General features: G+C 68.1%; 19 protein-coding genes. 13 read left to right on the top strand and 6 right to left on the bottom strand.

Annotation, left to right across the window (positions count from 1 at the left end):
- Positions 1–32 precede the first annotated feature (32 nt).
- The 7 genes from tolB to ACNKFW_RS03830 all read left to right on the top strand — a co-directional run bounded on the left by tolB (position 33) and on the right by ACNKFW_RS03830 (position 7,705).
- Positions 33–1,343 carry a Tol-Pal system beta propeller repeat protein TolB gene (tolB, locus tag ACNKFW_RS03800; protein ID WP_028710097.1) on the top strand — a complete coding sequence of 437 codons (1,311 nt, stop codon included), beginning with the start codon at positions 33–35 and terminating at the stop codon, positions 1,341–1,343.
- Between the two features lie 22 nt (positions 1,344–1,365).
- A complete protein-coding gene (gene pal / locus ACNKFW_RS03805) occupies positions 1,366–1,875 on the top strand; it encodes a peptidoglycan-associated lipoprotein Pal (RefSeq protein ID WP_024843628.1) in 510 nt (169 codons plus the stop codon).
- A complete protein-coding gene (locus ACNKFW_RS03810) occupies positions 1,875–2,795 on the top strand; it encodes a tetratricopeptide repeat protein (protein ID WP_024843629.1) in 921 nt (306 codons plus the stop codon). The genes pal and ACNKFW_RS03810 overlap by 1 nt, the downstream gene beginning before the upstream one ends.
- Positions 2,785–4,014, top strand: coding sequence for a tRNA lysidine(34) synthetase TilS (tilS, locus tag ACNKFW_RS03815; protein ID WP_024843630.1), 1,230 nt, complete (start codon positions 2,785–2,787; stop codon positions 4,012–4,014). The genes ACNKFW_RS03810 and tilS overlap by 11 nt, the downstream gene beginning before the upstream one ends.
- A 60-nt stretch (positions 4,015–4,074) precedes the next feature.
- Entirely contained in the window at positions 4,075–5,973 is a 1,899-nt protein-coding gene (gene ftsH, locus ACNKFW_RS03820) for an ATP-dependent zinc metalloprotease FtsH (RefSeq protein ID WP_024843631.1), read from the top strand.
- Positions 5,974–6,322: 349 nt separating this feature from the next.
- Positions 6,323–6,640, top strand: a complete 318-nt coding sequence (locus ACNKFW_RS03825; protein WP_147427666.1) for a chorismate mutase — start codon at positions 6,323–6,325, stop codon at positions 6,638–6,640.
- A 74-nt stretch (positions 6,641–6,714) separates the two neighbouring features.
- Positions 6,715–7,705 (top strand): IS630 family transposase gene (locus ACNKFW_RS03830; RefSeq protein ID WP_418024134.1). Its coding sequence is split into 2 segments (ribosomal slippage): positions 6,715–7,080 and positions 7,082–7,705, totalling 990 coding nucleotides; the frame shifts between segments, so codons are not numbered across the junction.
- A gap of 525 nt (positions 7,706–8,230) precedes the next feature.
- On the opposite strand, the gene ACNKFW_RS03835 is transcribed toward ACNKFW_RS03830, so the two are convergent.
- From ACNKFW_RS03835 to ruvC, 5 genes are read right to left on the bottom strand one after another with little or no spacing between them, the layout of a single operon-like run.
- On the bottom strand, positions 8,231–8,641 hold the full coding sequence (locus tag ACNKFW_RS03835) for a PaaI family thioesterase (protein WP_024846095.1): 411 nt from the start codon (positions 8,639–8,641) through the stop codon (positions 8,231–8,233).
- Positions 8,634–9,659 (bottom strand): Holliday junction branch migration DNA helicase RuvB, encoded by a 1,026-nt coding sequence (gene ruvB / locus ACNKFW_RS03840; RefSeq protein ID WP_024846094.1) that lies wholly within the window; start codon positions 9,657–9,659, stop codon positions 8,634–8,636. The genes ACNKFW_RS03835 and ruvB overlap by 8 nt, the downstream gene beginning before the upstream one ends.
- Positions 9,656–10,531: a zinc metalloprotease HtpX gene (htpX, locus tag ACNKFW_RS03845; protein WP_024846093.1), complete on the bottom strand. Its 876-nt coding sequence runs from the start codon at positions 10,529–10,531 to the stop codon at positions 9,656–9,658. The genes ruvB and htpX overlap by 4 nt, the downstream gene beginning before the upstream one ends.
- A gap of 4 nt (positions 10,532–10,535) precedes the next feature.
- Positions 10,536–11,207 (bottom strand): Holliday junction branch migration protein RuvA, encoded by a 672-nt coding sequence (ruvA, locus tag ACNKFW_RS03850; RefSeq protein ID WP_147427667.1) that lies wholly within the window; start codon positions 11,205–11,207, stop codon positions 10,536–10,538.
- A gap of 10 nt (positions 11,208–11,217) precedes the next feature.
- Positions 11,218–11,712 (bottom strand): crossover junction endodeoxyribonuclease RuvC, encoded by a 495-nt coding sequence (gene ruvC / locus ACNKFW_RS03855; protein WP_024846091.1) that lies wholly within the window; start codon positions 11,710–11,712, stop codon positions 11,218–11,220.
- Positions 11,713–11,837: 125 nt separating this feature from the next.
- On the opposite strand from ruvC, the gene ACNKFW_RS03860 reads away from it, so the two are divergent.
- Genes ACNKFW_RS03860 through ACNKFW_RS03885 form a run of 6 tightly spaced genes read left to right on the top strand, consistent with a single transcriptional unit; the run spans position 11,838 to position 17,749 of the window.
- Positions 11,838–14,678 carry a monovalent cation/H+ antiporter subunit A gene (locus ACNKFW_RS03860; protein WP_147427668.1) on the top strand — a complete coding sequence of 947 codons (2,841 nt, stop codon included), beginning with the start codon at positions 11,838–11,840 and terminating at the stop codon, positions 14,676–14,678.
- A complete protein-coding gene (locus tag ACNKFW_RS03865) occupies positions 14,678–15,031 on the top strand; it encodes a Na+/H+ antiporter subunit C (protein WP_024846089.1) in 354 nt (117 codons plus the stop codon). Before ACNKFW_RS03860 ends, ACNKFW_RS03865 begins: the two co-directional genes overlap by 1 nt.
- A complete protein-coding gene (locus ACNKFW_RS03870) occupies positions 15,028–16,602 on the top strand; it encodes a monovalent cation/H+ antiporter subunit D (protein ID WP_418024735.1) in 1,575 nt (524 codons plus the stop codon). Before ACNKFW_RS03865 ends, ACNKFW_RS03870 begins: the two co-directional genes overlap by 4 nt.
- Entirely contained in the window at positions 16,599–17,090 is a 492-nt protein-coding gene (locus tag ACNKFW_RS03875) for a Na+/H+ antiporter subunit E (protein WP_147427670.1), read from the top strand. The genes ACNKFW_RS03870 and ACNKFW_RS03875 overlap by 4 nt, the downstream gene beginning before the upstream one ends.
- Entirely contained in the window at positions 17,087–17,356 is a 270-nt protein-coding gene (locus ACNKFW_RS03880; protein ID WP_147427671.1) for a K+/H+ antiporter subunit F, read from the top strand. The genes ACNKFW_RS03875 and ACNKFW_RS03880 overlap by 4 nt, the downstream gene beginning before the upstream one ends.
- Positions 17,357–17,365: 9 nt before the next feature.
- Positions 17,366–17,749, top strand: a complete 384-nt coding sequence (locus ACNKFW_RS03885; RefSeq protein ID WP_147427672.1) for a Na+/H+ antiporter subunit G — start codon at positions 17,366–17,368, stop codon at positions 17,747–17,749.
- 231 nt (positions 17,750–17,980) lie between these two features.
- On the opposite strand, the gene dapA is transcribed toward ACNKFW_RS03885, so the two are convergent.
- Positions 17,981–18,856: a 4-hydroxy-tetrahydrodipicolinate synthase gene (gene dapA, locus ACNKFW_RS03890; protein WP_147427673.1), complete on the bottom strand. Its 876-nt coding sequence runs from the start codon at positions 18,854–18,856 to the stop codon at positions 17,981–17,983.
- Positions 18,857–18,933: the final 77 nt, after the last annotated feature.

Here is an 18,933-nt window from a genome sequence, read left to right on the forward strand (position 1 = left end):
TACGAGGGCGATTCATGTTGCGACAATTCCTGATGACTTCCGTGATGGCCCTTGCGGGTCTGGGGCTGGCCGCGCCGGTCCTGGCGCAGGACGGGCCGCTGCGGATCGAGATCACCGACGGGGTGATCGAGCCGATGCCCTTCGCCATCGCCCGCTTCCACGACGAGGGCGGCGCCGGCGAATACCTGGCGCAGGTGCAGAACCTGATCGCCGCCGACCTGACCGGCACCGGCCTTTTCCGCGAGATCCCGGCCAGCGCCCATATCGCGCGCCCCGAAAGCTTTGACGCGCCCGTCTCCTACGAGGACTGGAAGGCGATCAACGCCCAGGCGCTGATCACCGGCTCGGTCAAGGTCGAGGGTGGCAAGGTGGTCGTCAAGTTCCGCCTGTTCGACGTCTTTGCCGGCCAGCCGCTGGGCGACGGCATGCAGTTCGACGCCTCGACCGGCAACTGGCGCCGCGCCGCCCACAAGGCCGCCGACCAGGTCTATTCGCGGCTGACGGGCGAGGGGCCGTATTTCGACAGCCGCGTCGCCTTCGTGCAGGAAACCGGCCCCAAGGATGCGCGCCGCAAGCGCATCGGCATCATGGATTACGACGGCGCCAACGTGAAATGGCTGACCGACGATTCGACGCTGGTCCTGAAGCCGCGCTTCTCGCCCGACGGCTCGCGCCTGCTTTACACCAGCTATGCCACCGGCTTTCCGCAGGCGATGATGATGGACGTGAACTCGCTCGCCACCCGCCAGCTGGGCGCGGGCCAGCAGGGCACGATGAGCTTCTCGCCCCGTTTCTCGCCCGATGGGCGGTGGATCGTCTATTCGCTGGAGCAGAACGGCAATACCGACATCTATCAGATGGATGCCGCGACTGGCGCGCAGCGGGCGCTGACCAACGCGCCCTCGATCGAGACCTCGCCCAGCTACAGCCCGGACGGCCGGCAGATCGTCTTTGAATCCGACCGCTCGGGCACGCCGCAGCTGTATATCATGGGGGCGAATGGCGGCGAGCCGAAGCGGATCAGCTTTGGCGAGGGGCGCTATGGCACGCCGGTCTGGTCGCCGCGCGGCGACATGATCGCCTTTACCCGGCAGGTCGGCGGCAAGTTCCACATCGGCGTCATGCGCACCGATGGCTCGGAAGAGAAAATGCTGACGGAATCGTTCCTTGACGAGGGGCCGACTTGGGCCCCCAATGGCCGCGTCGTGATGTTCACGCGGGTGACGCCGGGCGGCGACGGCCAGCCGCGCCTGCATTCGGTGGATATCACGGGGCGCAACATGCGCCCGGTCAAGGTCAATGGCGCAGCCTCGGACCCCGATTGGGGCCCGCTGCTGCCCTGAAGCGCGTGAAATGGACAGGATTATGAAAACTTTCATTAAAATTGCCGCGATCGGCGCCGTTCTCGCGCTGGCGGCCTGCGCCCGGCCGGCGCAGGACATGCAGGTTCGCGATCCCTATGCCGGGGCGGGCGGCCTTGGCGGGGTGGGCGCCAGCGCGCTGCCGGGCACGGCGGAATATTTCAAGGCCAGCGTCGGCGATACCGTCCTGTTTCCGCTCGACCAGTCTACCCTGACGCCCGAGGCGCGGGTGATCCTGGCCAACCAGGCCGGCTGGCTGAACCAGAACCGGGGTTTCTCGGCCGTGATCGAAGGCCATGCCGATGAGCAGGGCACCCGCGAATACAACCTCGCGCTGGGTGCGCGGCGGGCCAATTCGGTGCAAGAATACCTGATCTCGCAAGGCATCGCGCCGGGCCGGCTGCGCACCGTCAGCTATGGCAAGGAACGCCCGCTGGCGATCTGCTCGACCGAGGAATGCTTTACCAAGAACCGCCGCGCCGTGACCGTGGTCAGCCCTGGGGCGGGCATGTGATGGCGGTCCCGGGTTTCAGGGGGCTGCTTCTGGCCGCCGGTTTCGCGCTGGCGGCCTTGCCCGCGGCGGCGCAGGACGCGCGGACCCTGGCCGACATCCGGGCCGAACTGTCCCAGCTTTCGGCCGATCTGCAAAGCCTGCGCGCGCAGCTTGTCGCCTCGGGCCCGGCGGGCTTCGCCGCGGCGGGCGGCGACAGCGCCATCGACCGCATGAACGCGATGGAGGCGCGGTTGGCGCAGCTGACCGGCCAGACCGAGCAATTGCAGAACCGCATCGACCGTATCGTCCGCGACGGCACCACCCGCATCGGCGACATCGAGTTCCGCCTGTGCGAGATGGAAGAGGGCTGCGACCTGGGCAGCCTGACCACGCCGACGCTGGGCGAGCAGGGCGGATCGACGCCCTTGCCGCCTTCGGACCAGCGGGGCGCGTTGACGCAATCCAAGACCCCCTCGGCCGGGGCTGCCGCGACGGCGGCGGAAAAGGCCGATTTCGACCGGGCCCGGGAGGTGCTCGGTCAAGGTGACTTTCACCGCGCTGCGGAACTCTTCGCGGCCATTGCCCAAACCCATGCTGGCGGCCCGCTGACCGCCGAGGCGCTGTTCCTGCGCGGGGCGGCGCTGGATTCCGCAGGCGATCTGGAAGGCGCAGGGATGGCCTGGCTGGAAAGCTTCGCCGCCAATCCGAACGGGCCGCAGGCGGCGGATGCGCTGCTGGGCCTGTCGCGGGCCATGTCGGCCAAGGCCGGCCCGCAGGAAGGCTGCTATTACCTTCAGGAGATCGTCGCCCGCTTTCCCGGCGTTCCGCAGGCCGCCGAGGCCGAGCGGCGCATCGCCGAGACCGGCTGCGACGCCCCGGCCGAGGAACTGGGCGAGGAGCTGGATCCCGAGGCCGCGGCGGATCTGGCGGATGACGGCTGAGCCGGTCGCGGCGCGGGTCCATGCCGCGCTGGATCGCCTGGCCGGCACCCGCTCTGCGCTTGGCATCGCCCTGTCGGGGGGCGGCGATTCCATTGCCCTGATGCATCTGGCTCATGGCTGGGGCGGCGCGCGCCTCATGGCGGCGACGGTCGATCACGGGCTGCGCCCCGGCTCGGCCGAGGAGGCGCAGGCGGCCGGGCAGGCAGCCGCGGCCCTGGGCATTCCCCATGAAACCCTGCGCTGGACCCGTCGGGATGGCGGCAACCTGATGGCCGCCGCGCGCGAGGCGCGGCTGCGCTTGCTGGCCGATTGGGCCGGGCGGAACGGCCTGTCCGCCGTGCTGCTGGGTCATACGCTGGACGATCAGGCCGAGACCTTGCTGATGCGCCTGAACCGCGGCGCCGGCGTGGATGGGCTGTCCGCCATGGCCCCAGCGCGCGAGGCCTTGGGCGTCTTTTGGCTGCGCCCCCTGCTGGAGGTCGGCCGGGCCGAGTTGCGGCAATGGCTCGCGGCGCGCGGGCTCGGCTGGGCCGACGACCCTTCCAACGAGAACGAGGGCTTCGAGCGGGTGCGGGTGCGCAAGACCATCGCCGCGCTGGACCTGCCGATGCGGCAGCTGGCGCAATCGGCGGCGAATCTCGCCATGGCGCGGGAAGCATTGTGCGACTTTGCCTCGCGGGTGGCCGAGGGCGCGCAAAGCCGCGCCGGATCGCTGGCGCTGCCGCTGGACGCCTTTCGCGCCGCGCCGCTGGAGATCCGGCGGCGGCTTCTTGTCGCCGGGCTGCGCTTCGTCTCCTGTGCCGCCTATCCGCCCCGGCGCGAGGCAGTGCTGCACGCGCTGGCGGCCCTGGAAGCCGGTGGCCGGTTGACGCTCGAAGGCGTCATCGCCGAGCCGGGCGGCGGCTTCCTGCGGCTGGTCCGCGAACCGGCCGCCGCCGCCCGCAGCCCCGCCGCCGAAGGGGCTGATGCGATCTGGGATCGGCGCTGGCAAGTCGCCGGCCTGCGCGCCGGCCAGCAGGTGCGCGCCCTTGGCCATGCGCCCCTGCCGGGTCTGGACTGGCGCGGCGCCGGGCTGACGCGGGACGAGGCGGCATCCAGCCCCGGCATCTGGGCGGGCGAGAGGCTGGTCGCCGCGCCGGCGCTGCGCCCGGTGCCGGATTACGGCGCAAAGCCGCTGCGCGGGCTGCCAGAATTCCGCGCCTTGCTCTATACGCATTGAACCTGACGCCGGAATCCCTATTTTCAGGCGGAAGCCTGTTTACCCGCGGAGGACATGCCCTTGGGCAATGCGCGCAATATCGCCTTCTGGGTGGTGCTGTTTCTGATGATCCTGGCCCTGTTCAACCTGTTCAGCGACGGATCGGCCCAGATGAACAGCCGCCAGATCAGCTATTCCGATTTCATCCAGCGGGTGGAAAAGGACGAGATCTCTGCCGTCACCATAGATGGCGAGAATGTCGGCATCACCGACAAGGACGGCAAGCAGTTCGCCACCGTCCGGCCGCAGGGCGAGGAACTCGCGAACCGGCTGATCGACAGGGGCGTCGACGTCAAGGTCGAGCGGCAGCAGCAATCGGGCTTCATGTCGCTCTTGGGCGTCTGGCTGCCCTTCATCCTGCTGATCGGTGTCTGGATCTTCTTCATGAACCGGATGCAGGGCGGCGGCAAGGGCGGGGCCATGGGCTTCGGCAAGTCGCGCGCCAAGCTCTTGACCGAAAAGCACGGCCGCGTGACCTTCGACGACGTGGCCGGCATCGACGAGGCCAAGGAAGAGTTGGAGGAGATCGTCGAATTCCTGCGCAACCCGCAGAAATTCAGCCGCCTGGGCGGCAAGATCCCGAAAGGCGCGCTGCTGGTCGGCCCGCCCGGCACCGGCAAGACGCTGCTCGCCCGCGCCATCGCAGGCGAGGCGGGGGTGCCCTTCTTCACCATCTCCGGCTCGGATTTCGTCGAGATGTTCGTCGGCGTCGGCGCCAGCCGCGTCCGCGACATGTTCGAGCAGGCCAAGAAATCCGCCCCCTGCATCGTCTTCATCGACGAGATTGACGCGGTCGGCCGCGCCCGCGGCGTCGGCATCGGCGGCGGCAATGACGAGCGCGAGCAGACCCTGAACCAGCTGCTGGTGGAAATGGACGGCTTCGATGCCAATGAGGGCGTCATCATCATCGCCGCCACCAACCGCAAGGACGTGCTGGACCCGGCGCTGCTGCGTCCCGGCCGCTTCGACCGCCAGATCTATGTGCCGAACCCCGATATCAAGGGCCGCGAAAAGATCCTCGGCGTGCATTCGCGCAAGGTGCCGGTAGGCCCCGACGTGGACCTGCGCATCATCGCCCGCGGCACGCCGGGCTTTTCCGGCGCCGATCTGATGAACCTGGTGAACGAAGCCGCGCTGATGGCCGCGCGCATCGGCCGACGCTTCGTGACCATGGAGGATTTCGAGAACGCCAAGGACAAGGTCATGCTGGGCGTCGAGCGCCGCAGCATGGTCCTGACCCCCGAGCAGAAGGAAAAGACCGCCTATCACGAGGCCGGCCACGCCATCGTCGGCCTTTCGCTGCCGAAATGCGATCCGGTCTACAAGGCGACGATCATCCCGCGCGGCGGCGCGCTCGGCATGGTGGTGTCGCTGCCCGAGATGGACCGGCTGAACTATCACAAGGACGAGGCCAAGCAGAAGCTCGCCATGACCATGGCCGGCAAGGCGGCCGAGATCATCAAATATGGCGAGGAAGGGGTGTCGAACGGCCCGGCCGGCGACATCCAGCAGGCCAGCCAGCTGGCGCGCGCCATGGTGATGCGCTGGGGCATGTCCGACAAGGTCGGCAACATCGACTATGCCGAGGCGCATGAGGGCTATTCCGGCAATACCGGCGGTTTCTCGGTCTCGGCGGCGACCAAGGAGTTGATCGAGAAGGAGGTCCACGACCTGATCGAGGAAGGCTATCGCGAAGCCTATCGCATCCTGACCGAGAAGCAGGAGGAGTTCGAGCGGCTGGCCAAGGGGCTCCTAGAATACGAGACCCTGACCGGCGAGGATATCGGCCGGGTGATCCGGGGCGAGCCGCTGGGCGGCGACGATGATGCGCCCGGCTCCTCGATCCCCTCGGTCAGCGCGATTCCGCGGGCGGGTGCCGTCAAGCCCACGCCGGATGCGGCTCCCCAGCCGCAGGGGTGATCCGACGATCGATACAGGGAAACCCCCGGCGCCATCGCTCCGGGGGTTTTCATGCGCGCAAGGGCTCGGCCTGAACGCTGCGCGGACGTTCAGGGCGGCAGAAGCGCGGCGGCGCCAAGCGGCAGTCCCGGGCCGAACCCCCAGCTTGGCCCCAGCTTGATCCCGAAGCCCGCCGCCTTCACCCGTTGGCCAGTCGCAATGCGCGGGGCCATGCCTAGGGCTCAATTTGAAGACGCAATCCCGATTCCCGTCGTGCCGTTCCGGGGCTGGCGAAAATCTGTCTATGCCAGCAGCACATTCGCCACAGCTGGGGCTTGCACCGGCGTGCCGGGCAGGGCATGGGTCGGGCATGAGCCGATCCGAACCCGAACTGCCCCCGAATTCCGCCATGCCCGATCTGCGCGCGCGCATCGACGCGCTGGATGCGCGGCTGGTGGCCTTGCTGGCCGAACGCTCGGCGCTGATCGACGAGGCGGCGCGGATCAAGGCGCGCGAGAACCTGCCGGCCCGCATCGACAGCCGCGTCGAGGAGGTCGCCGCCAATGCCCGCCGTCTCGCCGCTGAGCAGGGGCTGGACCCGGATCTGGCCGAGCGGCTGTGGCGCGTGATGATGGAGCATTTCATCGCCCAGGAAGACCGGCTGCTGTCCCAGCCCCGCCGCGACTAGAGCAAATTTGACGAACACCGGGTCGCTTTGAGGATTCACGCGATGAACAATGTCTGATTCACTGCTCCTGTGATTTGCCAGGAGGAGATGATGACGAGGAGCCTAAGACGAGGAGCCTGAGCGGAGACCTTCGCGGTCGGGTAATTGCCGCGATCGAAGATGGGGTTTCGACGCGGGAGGCGGCACGACGCTTCCGCATCGGCATCTCGACGGCCGGGGCCTGGTATCGCCGCTATCGCGAGACCGGCGAGATGGAAGCGCGCAAGCAGGGACAGCCGTCGCGCTCGAAGCTTGATACGCACGCGGCCTTCATTCCGGGCCTCATCGAGAAGACACCGGACATCACTCTTGCTGAGATCGGCGAGCGCCTTGCTGGCGAGCGCGGCGTGCGGGTGGCGCCCTCGACGGTCTGGCTGTTTCTTGACCGGCGCGGCATCACGTTCAAAAAAAGACGGCCAAAAAAAGACGGCGCATGCCTCAGAGCAGCAGCGTCCCGATGTCTTGCGCCGCCGCATAGCCTGGTTCGACGGCCAGCTCGATCTCGATCCCGAGAGGCTCATCTTCATCGATGAGACCGCGGCATCCACGAAGATGGCGCGGCTGCGAGGACGAGCGCCATGTGGCGAGCGATGCCGGGCGCCCATTCCACACGGACATTGGAAGACCACCACCTTTACCGCGGGCCTGCGGCTATCTGGCATGGCGGCACCGATGCTGCTCGATGGGCCAATGAACGGACCAGCCTTCCTCGCCTATGCCGAGCAGGTGCTCGCACCAGAGCTGCGCCCCGGTGACGTCGTGGTCATGGATAATCTGCCCGCCCACAAGATCAGCGGCGTGCGCGACGCCATCGAAAAAGTTGGAGCACGGCTCCTGTTCCGCCCGCCATACTCGCCGGACTTCAACCCCATCGAGATGGCTTTCTCCAAGCTCAAGGCACTGCTCAGAAAGGTCGCTGCCAGAACCGTTGACGATCTCTGGTCAGCCGTCGCCGACTGTCTATCCGCCTTCACCCCCGAGGAATGCCGGAACTACTTCGAGCCCGCCGGATATGACCCGGACTAAGTCGAATCCGCGCTAGGTAAAGGCGGCTTGAACCGGATTCCGCCCGCGACTCTTGCGCCGCGCGGCGATGGCGGAGCTGCCGGGGCGCAGCGGCATGCCGCCAGCGGCAGGAATGCTCGGGGACCAATCGCCGAGCTGTCATCGAGACGGACCAGCTCAGAAGATCCGTACCGGCCGATAGGATACCGCTATCCCCTGCACTTCATCGTCGCGTGGCAGGCCTTTGCGATGCCCCGGCCAAAACCCAAAGACCGCCGCAAGCCCCTCCGTCGCTTCGTTCCAAACTGCGGCCGGCGCCTTCGGACACTCGCCGGCGCCGCGATGGGCTGGTAAATGCCCATAGCGCCCGGGATGAAGCTTGCCGGGGGCTTTGCCCCCGCGCGTTCCGCGCTCCCCCAGGATATTTGTCCATGGAAGAAGCCAGGGAACCATCGGTCCGTTCTTCCTTGGATAAATATCCTGCGGGGGTCCGGGGGCGCAAAGCCCCCGGTCGCGGCCTCGACCAGGCCGCGCAAGGCTGCAGGGTCAGACCGGGATCATCGTGCCTTGAAGCATGGCGACATGCTTGCGCGTGCCTTCCGCTTCGGCCCAGACATCGGCTGCGACCACCAGGATGCGGCGGCCGGGGCGGATCACCCTTCCCTCGGCCACCAGCCGGTCGCCGGTGGCAGGCGACATCAGGTTGATCTTCATCTCGACCGTCATCACCTCGGCGTCCTCGGGCATCAAGGTCAGCGCGGCATAGCCCGCGGCCGAATCGCCGATGCTGAAGGCCAGCCCGGCATGGCCGGCGCCATGCTGCTGCAGCGATGTCGGCAGGATCGGCGCGGTGATGGCGATGCGCCCGGGCGCGATGGCGGCAAGCCGGGCGCCCAGGGTGCGCATCATGCTTTGGCGGTCGAAACTGGCGCGGATGCGGCTTTCCAGGTCATTCATCGAACAGGCTCTCCTGGGGGCGGGGGGCATCGAGGCCCAGATGGCGCCAGCCCAGCCGGGCCAGCATGCGGCCGCGCGGGGTGCGGCTGACCAGGCCCTGCTGCATCAGGTAAGGCTCGATCACCTCCTCGATGGAATCGCGGCTTTCCGACAGCGCGGCCGAAAGGGTTTCCACCCCGACCGGGCCACCGCCGTAATGCTCGGCCATCAGCGCCAGGTAGCGGCGGTCGGCCATGTCGAGGCCCAGGTGATCGACGCCAAGCCGGGTCAGGGCGGAATCGGCGATCTGGCGGCTCAGCCTGCCGTCGCCTTCGACCAGCGCGAAATCCACCACCCGGCGCAAGAGCCGGCCGGCGATGCGCGGCGTGCCGCGGGCGCGGCGGGCGATCTCGCGCGTGCCCTCGGGCTCCGAGGGGATACCCATCAACCGGGCGCCGCGGGTCACGATCAGGTCGAGTTCCTCGACGGTATAGAATTGCAGGCGGGTCGGAATGCCGAAGCGGTCGCGCAGGGGCGTGGTCAGCAGGCCGAGCCGGGTGGTGGCGCCGACCAGGGTAAAGGGTTGCAGCTCGATCCGCACCGTGCGAGCGGCGGGGCCCTCGCCGATCACCAGGTCCAGCTCGAAATCCTCCATCGCCGGATAGAGGATCTCCTCGACCGCCGGGTTCATGCGGTGGATCTCGTCGATGAACAGCACGTCGCGGGCTTCCAGATTGGTCAGGATCGCGGCAAGGTCGCCCGCCCGCGCCAGCACCGGGCCGGAGGTCATCTTGAAGTTCACCCCCAGCTCGCGCGCCATGATCTGCGCCAGCGTGGTCTTGCCCAGGCCGGGCGGGCCGTGGAACAGCGTGTGGTCCATCGCCTTGCCGCGCATGCGGGCGCTTTCGATGAAGACGCGCAGGTTCGCCCGCGCCTCGGCCTGGCCGACGAAATCCTCGAGCCGCTGCGGGCGCAGGGCGCGGTCCTCGCCGTCGCTGTCCAGCGGTTCGGGGCGCAGCATGGGGTCGGGCTGGCTCATCGCGCGCCCCAGGGGCCGGCGCCCGTGCCCGAGGCCATGGCTTGCAGCCGGGCGATGCGCTCCTCGGTCGGCGGATGGGTGGCGAAAAGCCGGTCCATGCGCAGCGCGTGCAGCGGGTTCACGATGAACAGGCTGGCCGAGGCGGGGTTCCTTTCGGCCGGGATATTCACCACCTGGCCCGCCGCGCGCGAGATCTTGGCCAGCGCACCGGCCAGCGCCATCGGCCGGCCGCAGATCTCGGCCCCCATCCGGTCGGCCTCGTATTCGCGGGTGCGCGAGATCGCCATCTGCACCAGCCCAGCCGCGAGCGGCGCAAAGATCATCGCCAGGATCGCCGCCAGCCCGCCGCCGCGATTGTCGTCGCGCCCGCCGAACATGCTGGAAAACATCAGCATGTTGCCCAGCATGGCGATGGCGCCGGCCATGGTGGCGGTGACGGTCATGGTCAGCGTGTCGCGATGCTTGATATGCGCCAGTTCATGCGCGATCACCCCGGCCAGTTCGTCGCGGCTCAGCACCCGCATGATGCCTTGCGTCACCGCGACGGCGGCGTTTTCAGGGCTGCGGCCGGTGGCGAAGGCATTCGGCTGCTCGGTTTCCAGGACATAGACCTTGGGCATCGGCAGGCCGGCGCGTTGTGCCAGCGCCGCCACCATGTCCACCAGTTCGGGCGCCTGCTGGCGGGTGACAAGATGCGCGCCCTGCTGGCGCAGCACCATCCTGTCGCTGTTCCACCAGGCGAAGACATTGCCCGCCCCGGCGACGATCAGCGCGATCACCGCGCCGCCCTGGCCGCCGATCAGCCAGCCCATGCCCATGACCAGCGCGGTCAGGGCGGCCATCAGGATGAAGGTGCGCAGGTTTCCGGTCATCGTCTTACTCCTTGGGCGCCAAGAGCCGCAGGGCCGCGCGGATCAACGCCGCGGTCGGCGCGGCGGGTTCCCGTGCCGCGGCCTCGGCCACGGCCGAGGCGGCCTCGGACGGAGCATAGCCCAGATTTCCCAGCGCCGAGAGCGCATCCGCGGTTGCTTGCGCCGAAGATGGCGCCGGATGGGCCGGGGCGGTTGCGGGGGCGGCGGTCTCGACCAGTTCCGCCTCGGGCAGGGGGCCGGGATCGACGGTCAGCGCGCCGCCAAGCGCCATCACCGCCGGGGCCTTGTCCTTCAGCTCCATCGCCACGCGCTGCGCCAGTTTCGGTCCGACGCCGGGGGCCTTGCGCAGCGCCGACCAATCGCCGAGCGCCAGCGCCCGCGACAGCCCGTCCGGCCCCAGCGTGCCCAGGATCGCCAGCGCCACCTTGGCCCCCACCCCCTGCACCGAGGTCAAGAGCCGGTGCCATTCCTTTTCCAGCAGCGTCGGGAAGCCGAAAAGCTGCAGCAGATCCTCGCGCACCAGCAGTTCGGTGTAAAGCGCCACCGCCTGTCCGGCGGGGGGCAGGTGCGCGGCGGTGCGTTCGCTGACATGGACGATATAGCCCACGCCGCGCACGTCGATCAGCACATGGTCCTGTGCCCGATGCAGGATCACCCCGGCAATGCGTCCGATCATTCCTTGTTCCTCACGCGCTGGCCTTGATGCGCAGGGCGCGGCCCTGCAGGTGATGGGCGTGGCAGATCGCGACGGCCAGGGCATCGGCGGCATCCGGCCCCGCGAACTCGACGCCGGGCAGCATGAAGCGGACCATGTGCTGGATCTGCTCCTTGGCGGCATGGCCGACGCCGACCACGGTCTTCTTGACCGCGTTCGGAGCGTATTCGCCGATCTCCAGCCCCGCCTCGGCCGGGGCCAGCAGGGCGATGCCGCGCGCCTGGCCCAGCTTCAGCGTGCCGAGCGCGTCCTTGTTCACGAAGGTCTGCTCGACCGCGGCGGCATCGGGGGCGTGCCGGGCGATCACCGCGCGAAGCCCGCGATAGAGCGCGGCAAGCCGCGGCCCCAGCTCGCCCGCCTCGGAATGGACGATGCCATTGTCCAGGTGCCGCAGGCGCGGCCCCTCGACCGCGATCACGCCCCAGCCCATGTTGCGCAGGCCGGGGTCTATGCCGATGATCTTCATGCCTGTTTCCTTGTTTTGATCCAGCGTTAGCACGAAAGGCGAACATCGCCTAGTTGCTTTGTCATTGGCTTGACATCGGGAAACCCCGCCGCGAACAGGGGGCCGCGAAAAATGGAAGAGGGACAATGTCGCCAGCACTGATCGCTGCACTTCCGTTCATCGGGGCGCTGCTGCCCGGATTGCTGATCCGATCGGGCCGCGATGTCGCGGCGATTTCCTGCGCGACCGCGACCTTCATCGCGCTGCTGGGGCTTTGCCTGCACATCCCGGCGATCATGGCGGGCGAGGTGATCACGGCGCGCTTCGCCTGGCTGCCCTCGCTGGGGCTGAACGCGCATTTCCGCATCGACGGGCTGGGCCTGCTTTTCGGCATCCTGATCCTGGGCATCGGGTTGCTGATCATCGCCTATGCGCGCTATTACCTGTCGCGCAAGGATCCGGCGGGGGTGTTCTACACCTATCTGATGCTGTTCCAGGGCGCGATGCTGGGCATCGTGCTGTCCGACAACATCCTGCTGCTGCTGGTGTTCTGGGAGCTGACCTCGCTGTCGTCCTTCCTGCTGATCGGCTATTGGAAGCACCTGCCCGAGGGGCGGCAGGGCGCCCGCATGGCGCTGACGGTGACCGGCATGGGCGGGCTGGCCATGATCGCGGGGATGCTGATCCTGGGCAATATCGCCGGCAGCTTCGACATTGGCGACATCCTGCAGGCGCGCGAGGCGATCCAGGCCAGCCCCTATTACCTGCCGGCGCTGCTGCTGATCCTGCTGGGCGCCTTCACCAAATCGGCGCAGTTCCCGTTCCATTTCTGGCTGCCGCACGCGATGGCGGCGCCGACGCCGGTCTCGGCCTATCTGCATTCGGCGACCATGGTGAAGGCCGGGCTGTTCCTGATGGCGCGGCTGTGGCCGGTGCTGTCGGGCACGCCGGAATGGTTCTATATTGTCGCCACCACCGGCCTTGTGACCATGGTGCTGGCGGCCTGGATCGCCATCTTCCGCGACGACCTGAAATCGCTCTTGGCCTTTTCCACCGTCTCGCATCTGGGCCTCATCACCATGCTTCTGGGCTTCGGCACCGAGGCGGCGGCGGTGGCGGCGGTATTCCACATCATCAACCACGCCACCTTCAAGGCGGCGCTGTTCATGGCTGCCGGCATCATCGACCACGAGGCCGGCACCCGTTCCATCGCCCGTCTGGGCGGGCTGCGCCGGCTGATGCCGGTGACCTTCGTCATCGGCACCGTGGCGGCGCTGTCCATGGCCGGCATCCCGCCGCTGAACGGCTTCCTGTCGAAAGAGCTGATGCTGGAGGAGGCGACCCATGCCGCGTGGCAGGGCAGCCCCGTGCTGATCGGGGCGATGGCGACGCTGGGGGCGCTGTTCTCGGTCTGCTATTCGCTGCGCTTCGTCTGGCAGGTGTTCTTCGGCCCCGAGCGTCAGGATTACCCGCGCAGGCCGCATGACCCGGGCTTCGGCCTGTGGTCCGCCCCGGCGCTGCTGGTGGTGCTGGTGGTGCTGATCGGGCTGTTCCCCGCCGGCATGGCCGGCTGGCTGGTCGAGGTCTCGGCCAGCGCCGTCACCGGCACCGCCCAGCATCCGCATCTGGCGCTGTGGCATGGCGTGACCCCGGCCCTGATGCTGTCGATCACCGCGCTGGTCGGCGGGACGCTGCTGCTGGCGCTGAACCGCCACCTGCTGGCCATGCGGGCGGCGATGGCCTGGCTAGACGCCAAGGCGATCTTCGACGCCGTCACTCGCGCGGCGACCTGCGCGGCGGGCGTCTTTACCGACCGGCTGACCAACGGCTCGATGTCGCGCGCCCTCGCGGCCTTTTCGCTGACCGTGGTGCTGTGCGGCTTCTGGGCCTTCTCGACCGGAGGCTGGCAGGGCGCGACCCGGCCGATGCTGCCCGTCCAGCCGGTGCCGCTGGTCGGCTGGATCCTGCTGATGGTGGCGATCTGCTGCATGGTGGCCTTTCACCGCCGGCGCATCCTGGCGCTGGTGCTGGTCGGCATCATCGGGCTGATGGTCTCGGTCAGCTTCATCTATTTCTCGGCCCCCGACCTGGCGCTGACGCAGATCTCGGTCGAGGTGGTCACGGTGGTCCTGCTGCTTCTGGCGCTGAACTTCCTGCCCAAGTTCACCGTGATCGAAAGTCCCGACCGCAAGCGCGGCCTGGACGCCTTCATCGCCGCGCTGGCCGGGCTGGGCTTCGGGGCGCTGGCCTATGCCATCATGCGCAGCGATTTCGCCTTTTCCCCGATCTCGGAATACATGCTGGCCAACAGCTACAGGCTGGGCGGCGGCGACAACGTGGTCAACGTGATCCTGGTGGACTTCCGCGGCTACGATACCTTCGGCGAGATCACCGTGCTCGGCATCGCCGCGCTGACCATCTTCGCCCTGACCGAGACGCTGCTGGCCGGCGCCAGCGGCCGGCGGCTGCGCAACTGGGTCCATGACAGCCGCCGCGCCGGTGACCGGCATCCGCTGACGCTGGTGGTGGTGACGCGGCTGATCCTGCCGATCTCGCTGGTGGTCGGGCTGTATATCTTCCTGCGCGGCCACAACATGCCGGGTGGCGGCTTCGTCGCCGGGCTGGTGGTTTCGGTGGCGCTGGTGTCGCAATACATGGCCTCGGGCTTTGCCTGGGCGCAGGAGCGGCAAAAGATCAACTATCACGCGCTGATCGGCGCCGGCGTCATCGCCGCCGGGCTGACCGGAATCGGCGCCTGGTTCGCCGGGCTGCCCTTCCTGACCTCGGCCTATGGCTATGTGAAGCTGCCGGGGCTCGAGGAATTCGAGCTGGCCTCGGCCATGGGCTTCGACCTGGGCGTGTTCCTGTGCGTGATGGGGGCGGTGATGCTGGCCCTGAACTCGCTGTCGCGGATCGCGCGGCAGGCGGGCGAGACGGTGAACCTGGACCCGATGGACATCGACCCCAGCAGGGAGGCGCGGCGCTGATGGAACTTCTGCTGTCGAGCGCGATCGGCATGCTGACCGCCGCCGGGGTCTATCTGATCCTGCGGCTGCGGACATTCGCCGTGGTGCTGGGCATGACCATGCTCAGCTATGCCATCAACCTGTTTTTGTTCTCGACCGGGCGGCTGGTGGTGAACGCGCCGCCGATCCTGCAAAAGGGGGTGGAGGTCTATACCGACCCGCTGCCGCAGGCGCTGGTTCTGACCGCCATCGTCATCAGCTTCGGCATGACCGCGGTGGTGGTGATGATGGCGCTGGGGGCCTTCCTGGAAGGCGGCGACGACCGGGTGGACATGCCGCGCGCCGACCGCATGCCGGGGGATGACCAGGCATGAGCCATCTGATCATCGCCCCCGTCGTCCTGCCCGCCGTCATCGGGCCGCTGATCATCCTGTGGATGCGCAACGACCTGCTGTTGCAGCGGGTGTTCTCGGTCGCCGGCACCGCCCTGCTGGCCGGGGTGGCGCTTTACCTGAACCTGCTCGCCGCGGGCGGAGAGGTGCAGGTCTATCGCCTCGGCAACTGGGCTGCGCCCTTCGGCATCGTCTTGGTGCTGGACCGGCTGGCGGCGCTGATGCTGCTTCTGACCGCGGCGTTGGCCCTGGCGGTGCAGCTTTACGCCATGGGCTCGGGCTGGGACCGCAAGGGCCGGCATTTCCATGCGCTCTGGCAGTTCCAGCTGATGGGCGTCTGCGGCGCCTTCCTGACCGGCGACGCCTTCAACCTGTTCGTGTTCTTCGAGATCCTGCTGATCGCCAGCTACGGCCTGATGATCCACGGCGGGGGCGAGATGCGGCTGCGCGCCGGCGTGCAGTATATCGCCTACAACCTGGCCGGCTCGACGCTGTTCCTGGCGGCGCTGGGGGTGCTCTATTCCGTCACCGGCACGCTGAACATGGCCGATATGGCGCTGCGCGTGGCGGCGATGCCGGCCGAGGATACGGCGCTGCTGCGCGCCGGCGCGGTACTCTTGATGCTGGTCTTTGCTGTCAAGGCGGCGCTGGTGCCGCTGCATTTCTGGCTGCCCTCGACCTATGCCAATGCGCCGGGGCCGGTGGCGGCGCTGTTCGCGATCATGACCAAGGTCGGGGTCTATGGCATCATCCGCTTCTTCACCCTGGTCTTTCCGCAGGACGCCGTGACCCAAGGCGTGGTGACCGACCTGTTGCTGCCGGCGGCGCTGTTCACGCTGGCCATCGGCCAGATCGGCATCCTGGGCACCCGCCATCTGGGTCGGCTGGCCGCTTTCGCCGCCATCGGCTCGATCGGCACGCTGATGATCGCGGTGGCGCAGTTCACCCCGCAGGGCACCGCGGCGGCGGTCTATTACATGATCCACTCGACGCTGGCGGCGGGGGCGCTGTTCCTGATCGTGGACATGATCGGCGCGCGCCGGGGCGATCTGTGGCTGCGGCTGGACCGGGTGATGCCGGGCAACGGGCTGGTCGCGGCGCTGTATTTCACCGCGGCCATCGCCGTGGTCGGCATGCCGCCGTTTTCCGGCTTCATCGGCAAGCTCTTGGTGATGCAGGCCACCGGCGCGGCCCCGGCGATGGTCTGGATCTGGGCGACGATCCTGATCACCTCGCTGATCGCGATCTATGCCATGTCGCGCGCCGGCTCGATCGTCTTCTGGAAGAGCTTGGAGCTCGGCCCGGCCCCGGTGCCGGCGCCGGCGGTCGCAGCCGGTCCCAAGCTGGAGCCGGACGAGCCGGTCCAGGACCTCGGCGATGCGCCGGCGAACTGGCTGGCGGTGGCCTCGGTGGCGCTGCTTCTGTCGGGCATCGTGGCCCTGACCGCCTTTGCCGGCCCCGCCATGCGCTTTGCCGAGGCGGCCGCCGCACAGCTGCACGATCCCGACGCCTATGTCTCGGCGGTGCTGGAAGGGCAGGAGGGTACGAAATGATCCGCCGCCTGTTGCCGCATCCCTGGCTGTCGGTCACGCTGATCCTGGTCTGGATGGCCCTGGTCAACCGCTGGGCCGTGGGCTCGCTGGTCTTTGCCGCGATCATCGGCCTGGTGGTGCCGCTGATCACCGCGCCCTATTGGCCGGGAGCGGGCGGCTACAGCAAGCCGCAGCGCATCCCGGCCTATCTCCTGATGGTGATCTGGGACATCGCCAAGGCGAATTTCACCGTGGCGCGCATCGTGCTGTTCATGCCGCGCCGCGCGCTTCGGCCCGCCTGGATCGCCGTGCCGCTGGACCTGCGCCGCCCCGAGGCGATCACGGCACTGGCCGCGACCATCACCCTCACCCCCGGCACCGTCAGCTGCGACCTGTCCGAGGACGGGCGCGCGCTGCTGGTCCATGCCATGCACGCCCCCGACCCGGACGCGGTGCTGGACGAGATCAAGACCCGCTACGAGGCCCGGCTGAAGGAGATCTTCGAATGATCGGATATGCGCTTTACTTCGCCTATGGCTGCTTCGGGCTGGCGCTGCTGTTCTGCCTCTACCGCGTGGTCTTCGCGCCGGGCCTGTCGGACCGGGTGCTGGCGTTGGATACCATGGCGATCAACATGATCGCGCTCCTGACGCTGTTCGGCATCGACAAGGGCACCACCATGTATTTCGAGGCCTCGCTGATGTTCGCCATGGTCGGCTTCATCTCGACCGTGGCCTATGCGAAATTCGTCCTGCGCGGCGACATCATCGAATAGGGGGCGGGCATGATCGCGGAAATCGTCGTCTCGGTCCTGCTGGTGCTGGGCGGGTTCTTCGGCCTTGTCGGCTCCTACGGGCTGGTCAAGCTGCCCGACCCGATGACCCGCCTGCATGCGCCGACGAAATCGGCGACGCTGGGCGTGGGGGCGGTGCTGATCGCCTCGCTGATCTGGTTCCCCGCCCGTCATGGCGTGCTGACCTGGCACGAGCTGCTGATCACGCTGTTCCTGTTCCTGACCGCGCCGGTCACCGGTTATTTCATCGCCAAGGCGCATATGCATCTGGGCTGGAGCCGCGACGAGCTGCCCCGCCCGGCGCCCGGCAAGGACTGGGCGACCTTCTGCGACCCGGACAAGGAAAGCCTGGTCGACCGGCAGGCGCGGAACTAGCCTGGCGGTGCTCTAGCATGGGGGCCTTGCCCCCGCGCGTTCCGCGCTCCCCCAGGATATTTGGACAAGAAAGAAGCGGGAGCCGCCCTGCGCCTTCCTTGGGTTCTTCCTTGGCCAAATATCCTGCGGGGGTCCGGGGGCGCAAAGCCCCCGGCTGTGCCGGTCCCGCCGGGCCGGCCATGAAAAAGGAGCGGAAACCCCGCCCCCCTCTCGTCCGGCCTGATGCGCGGTTCAGATCAGCCCGGCGTGAACCAGGGCCGCGTCGATCCGGGCCTTGGTCGCATCGGTCAGCGCGACCAGCGGCAGGCGTACGGCGTCGCTGCAAAGCCCCAGCCGCGACATGGCGTATTTCGCTCCGGCGACGCCCGGCTCGACAAAGATCGCCTCGTGCAGCGGCATGAGCCGGTCCTGGTAGTCCAGCGCCCTGGCGTAATCGCCCGCCAGCGTCGCCTCCTGGAACTCGGCGCAAAGCTTCGGGGCCACGTTCGCCGTGACCGAGATGCAGCCCACCCCGCCATGGGCGTTGAAGCCGAGCGCGGTGGCGTCCTCGCCGGAAAGCTGGACGAAATCCTTGCCGCAGGCGGCGCGCTGCTGGCTGACCCGCTCGAGCTTGCCGGTCGCGTCCTTGACGCCGATGATGCGCGGCAGCCTGGCCAGTTCGCCCATGGTGTCGGGCGTCATGTCGATGACCGAGCGGCCGGGGATGTTGTAGATGATGATCGGCAGGTCGCTCGCGTCGTGCAGCGCGGTGTAATGCGCGATCAGCCCGGCCTGGGTCGGCTTGTTGTAATAGGGCGTCACCACCAGTGCCGCGTCGGCCCCCGCGGCCTGCGCGTGCTGCACCAGCCCGATCCCCTCGCGCGTCGAGTTCGAGCCGGCGCCGGCGATGACCGGGATGCGGCCGGCGGCCATACGCACCACCTCTTCGATGACCTGGCGGTGCTCCTCATGGCTCAGCGTCGGGCTTTCGCCGGTGGTGCCGACGGGCACCAGCCCGTGGCTGCCCTGGTCGACATGCCACTCGACAAGCTTTTCCAGCGCGGGGAGATCCAGCTCCCCGTCCGGGGTGAAGGGCGTGACCAGCGCGGGCAGCGAGCCTCTGAACATGTGGGTATCCTGAATTTGCCTCTGATGGCGGCTTACATGCGGATGCGCGGATTGCCAAGGATGTGAGTTGCGCCGCC

Origin of the sequence: Paracoccus sp. TD-10, assembly GCF_048270675.1 — a bacterium.
In the GTDB taxonomy this organism is placed as follows: Bacteria; Pseudomonadota; Alphaproteobacteria; order Rhodobacterales; family Rhodobacteraceae; genus Paracoccus; species Paracoccus pantotrophus.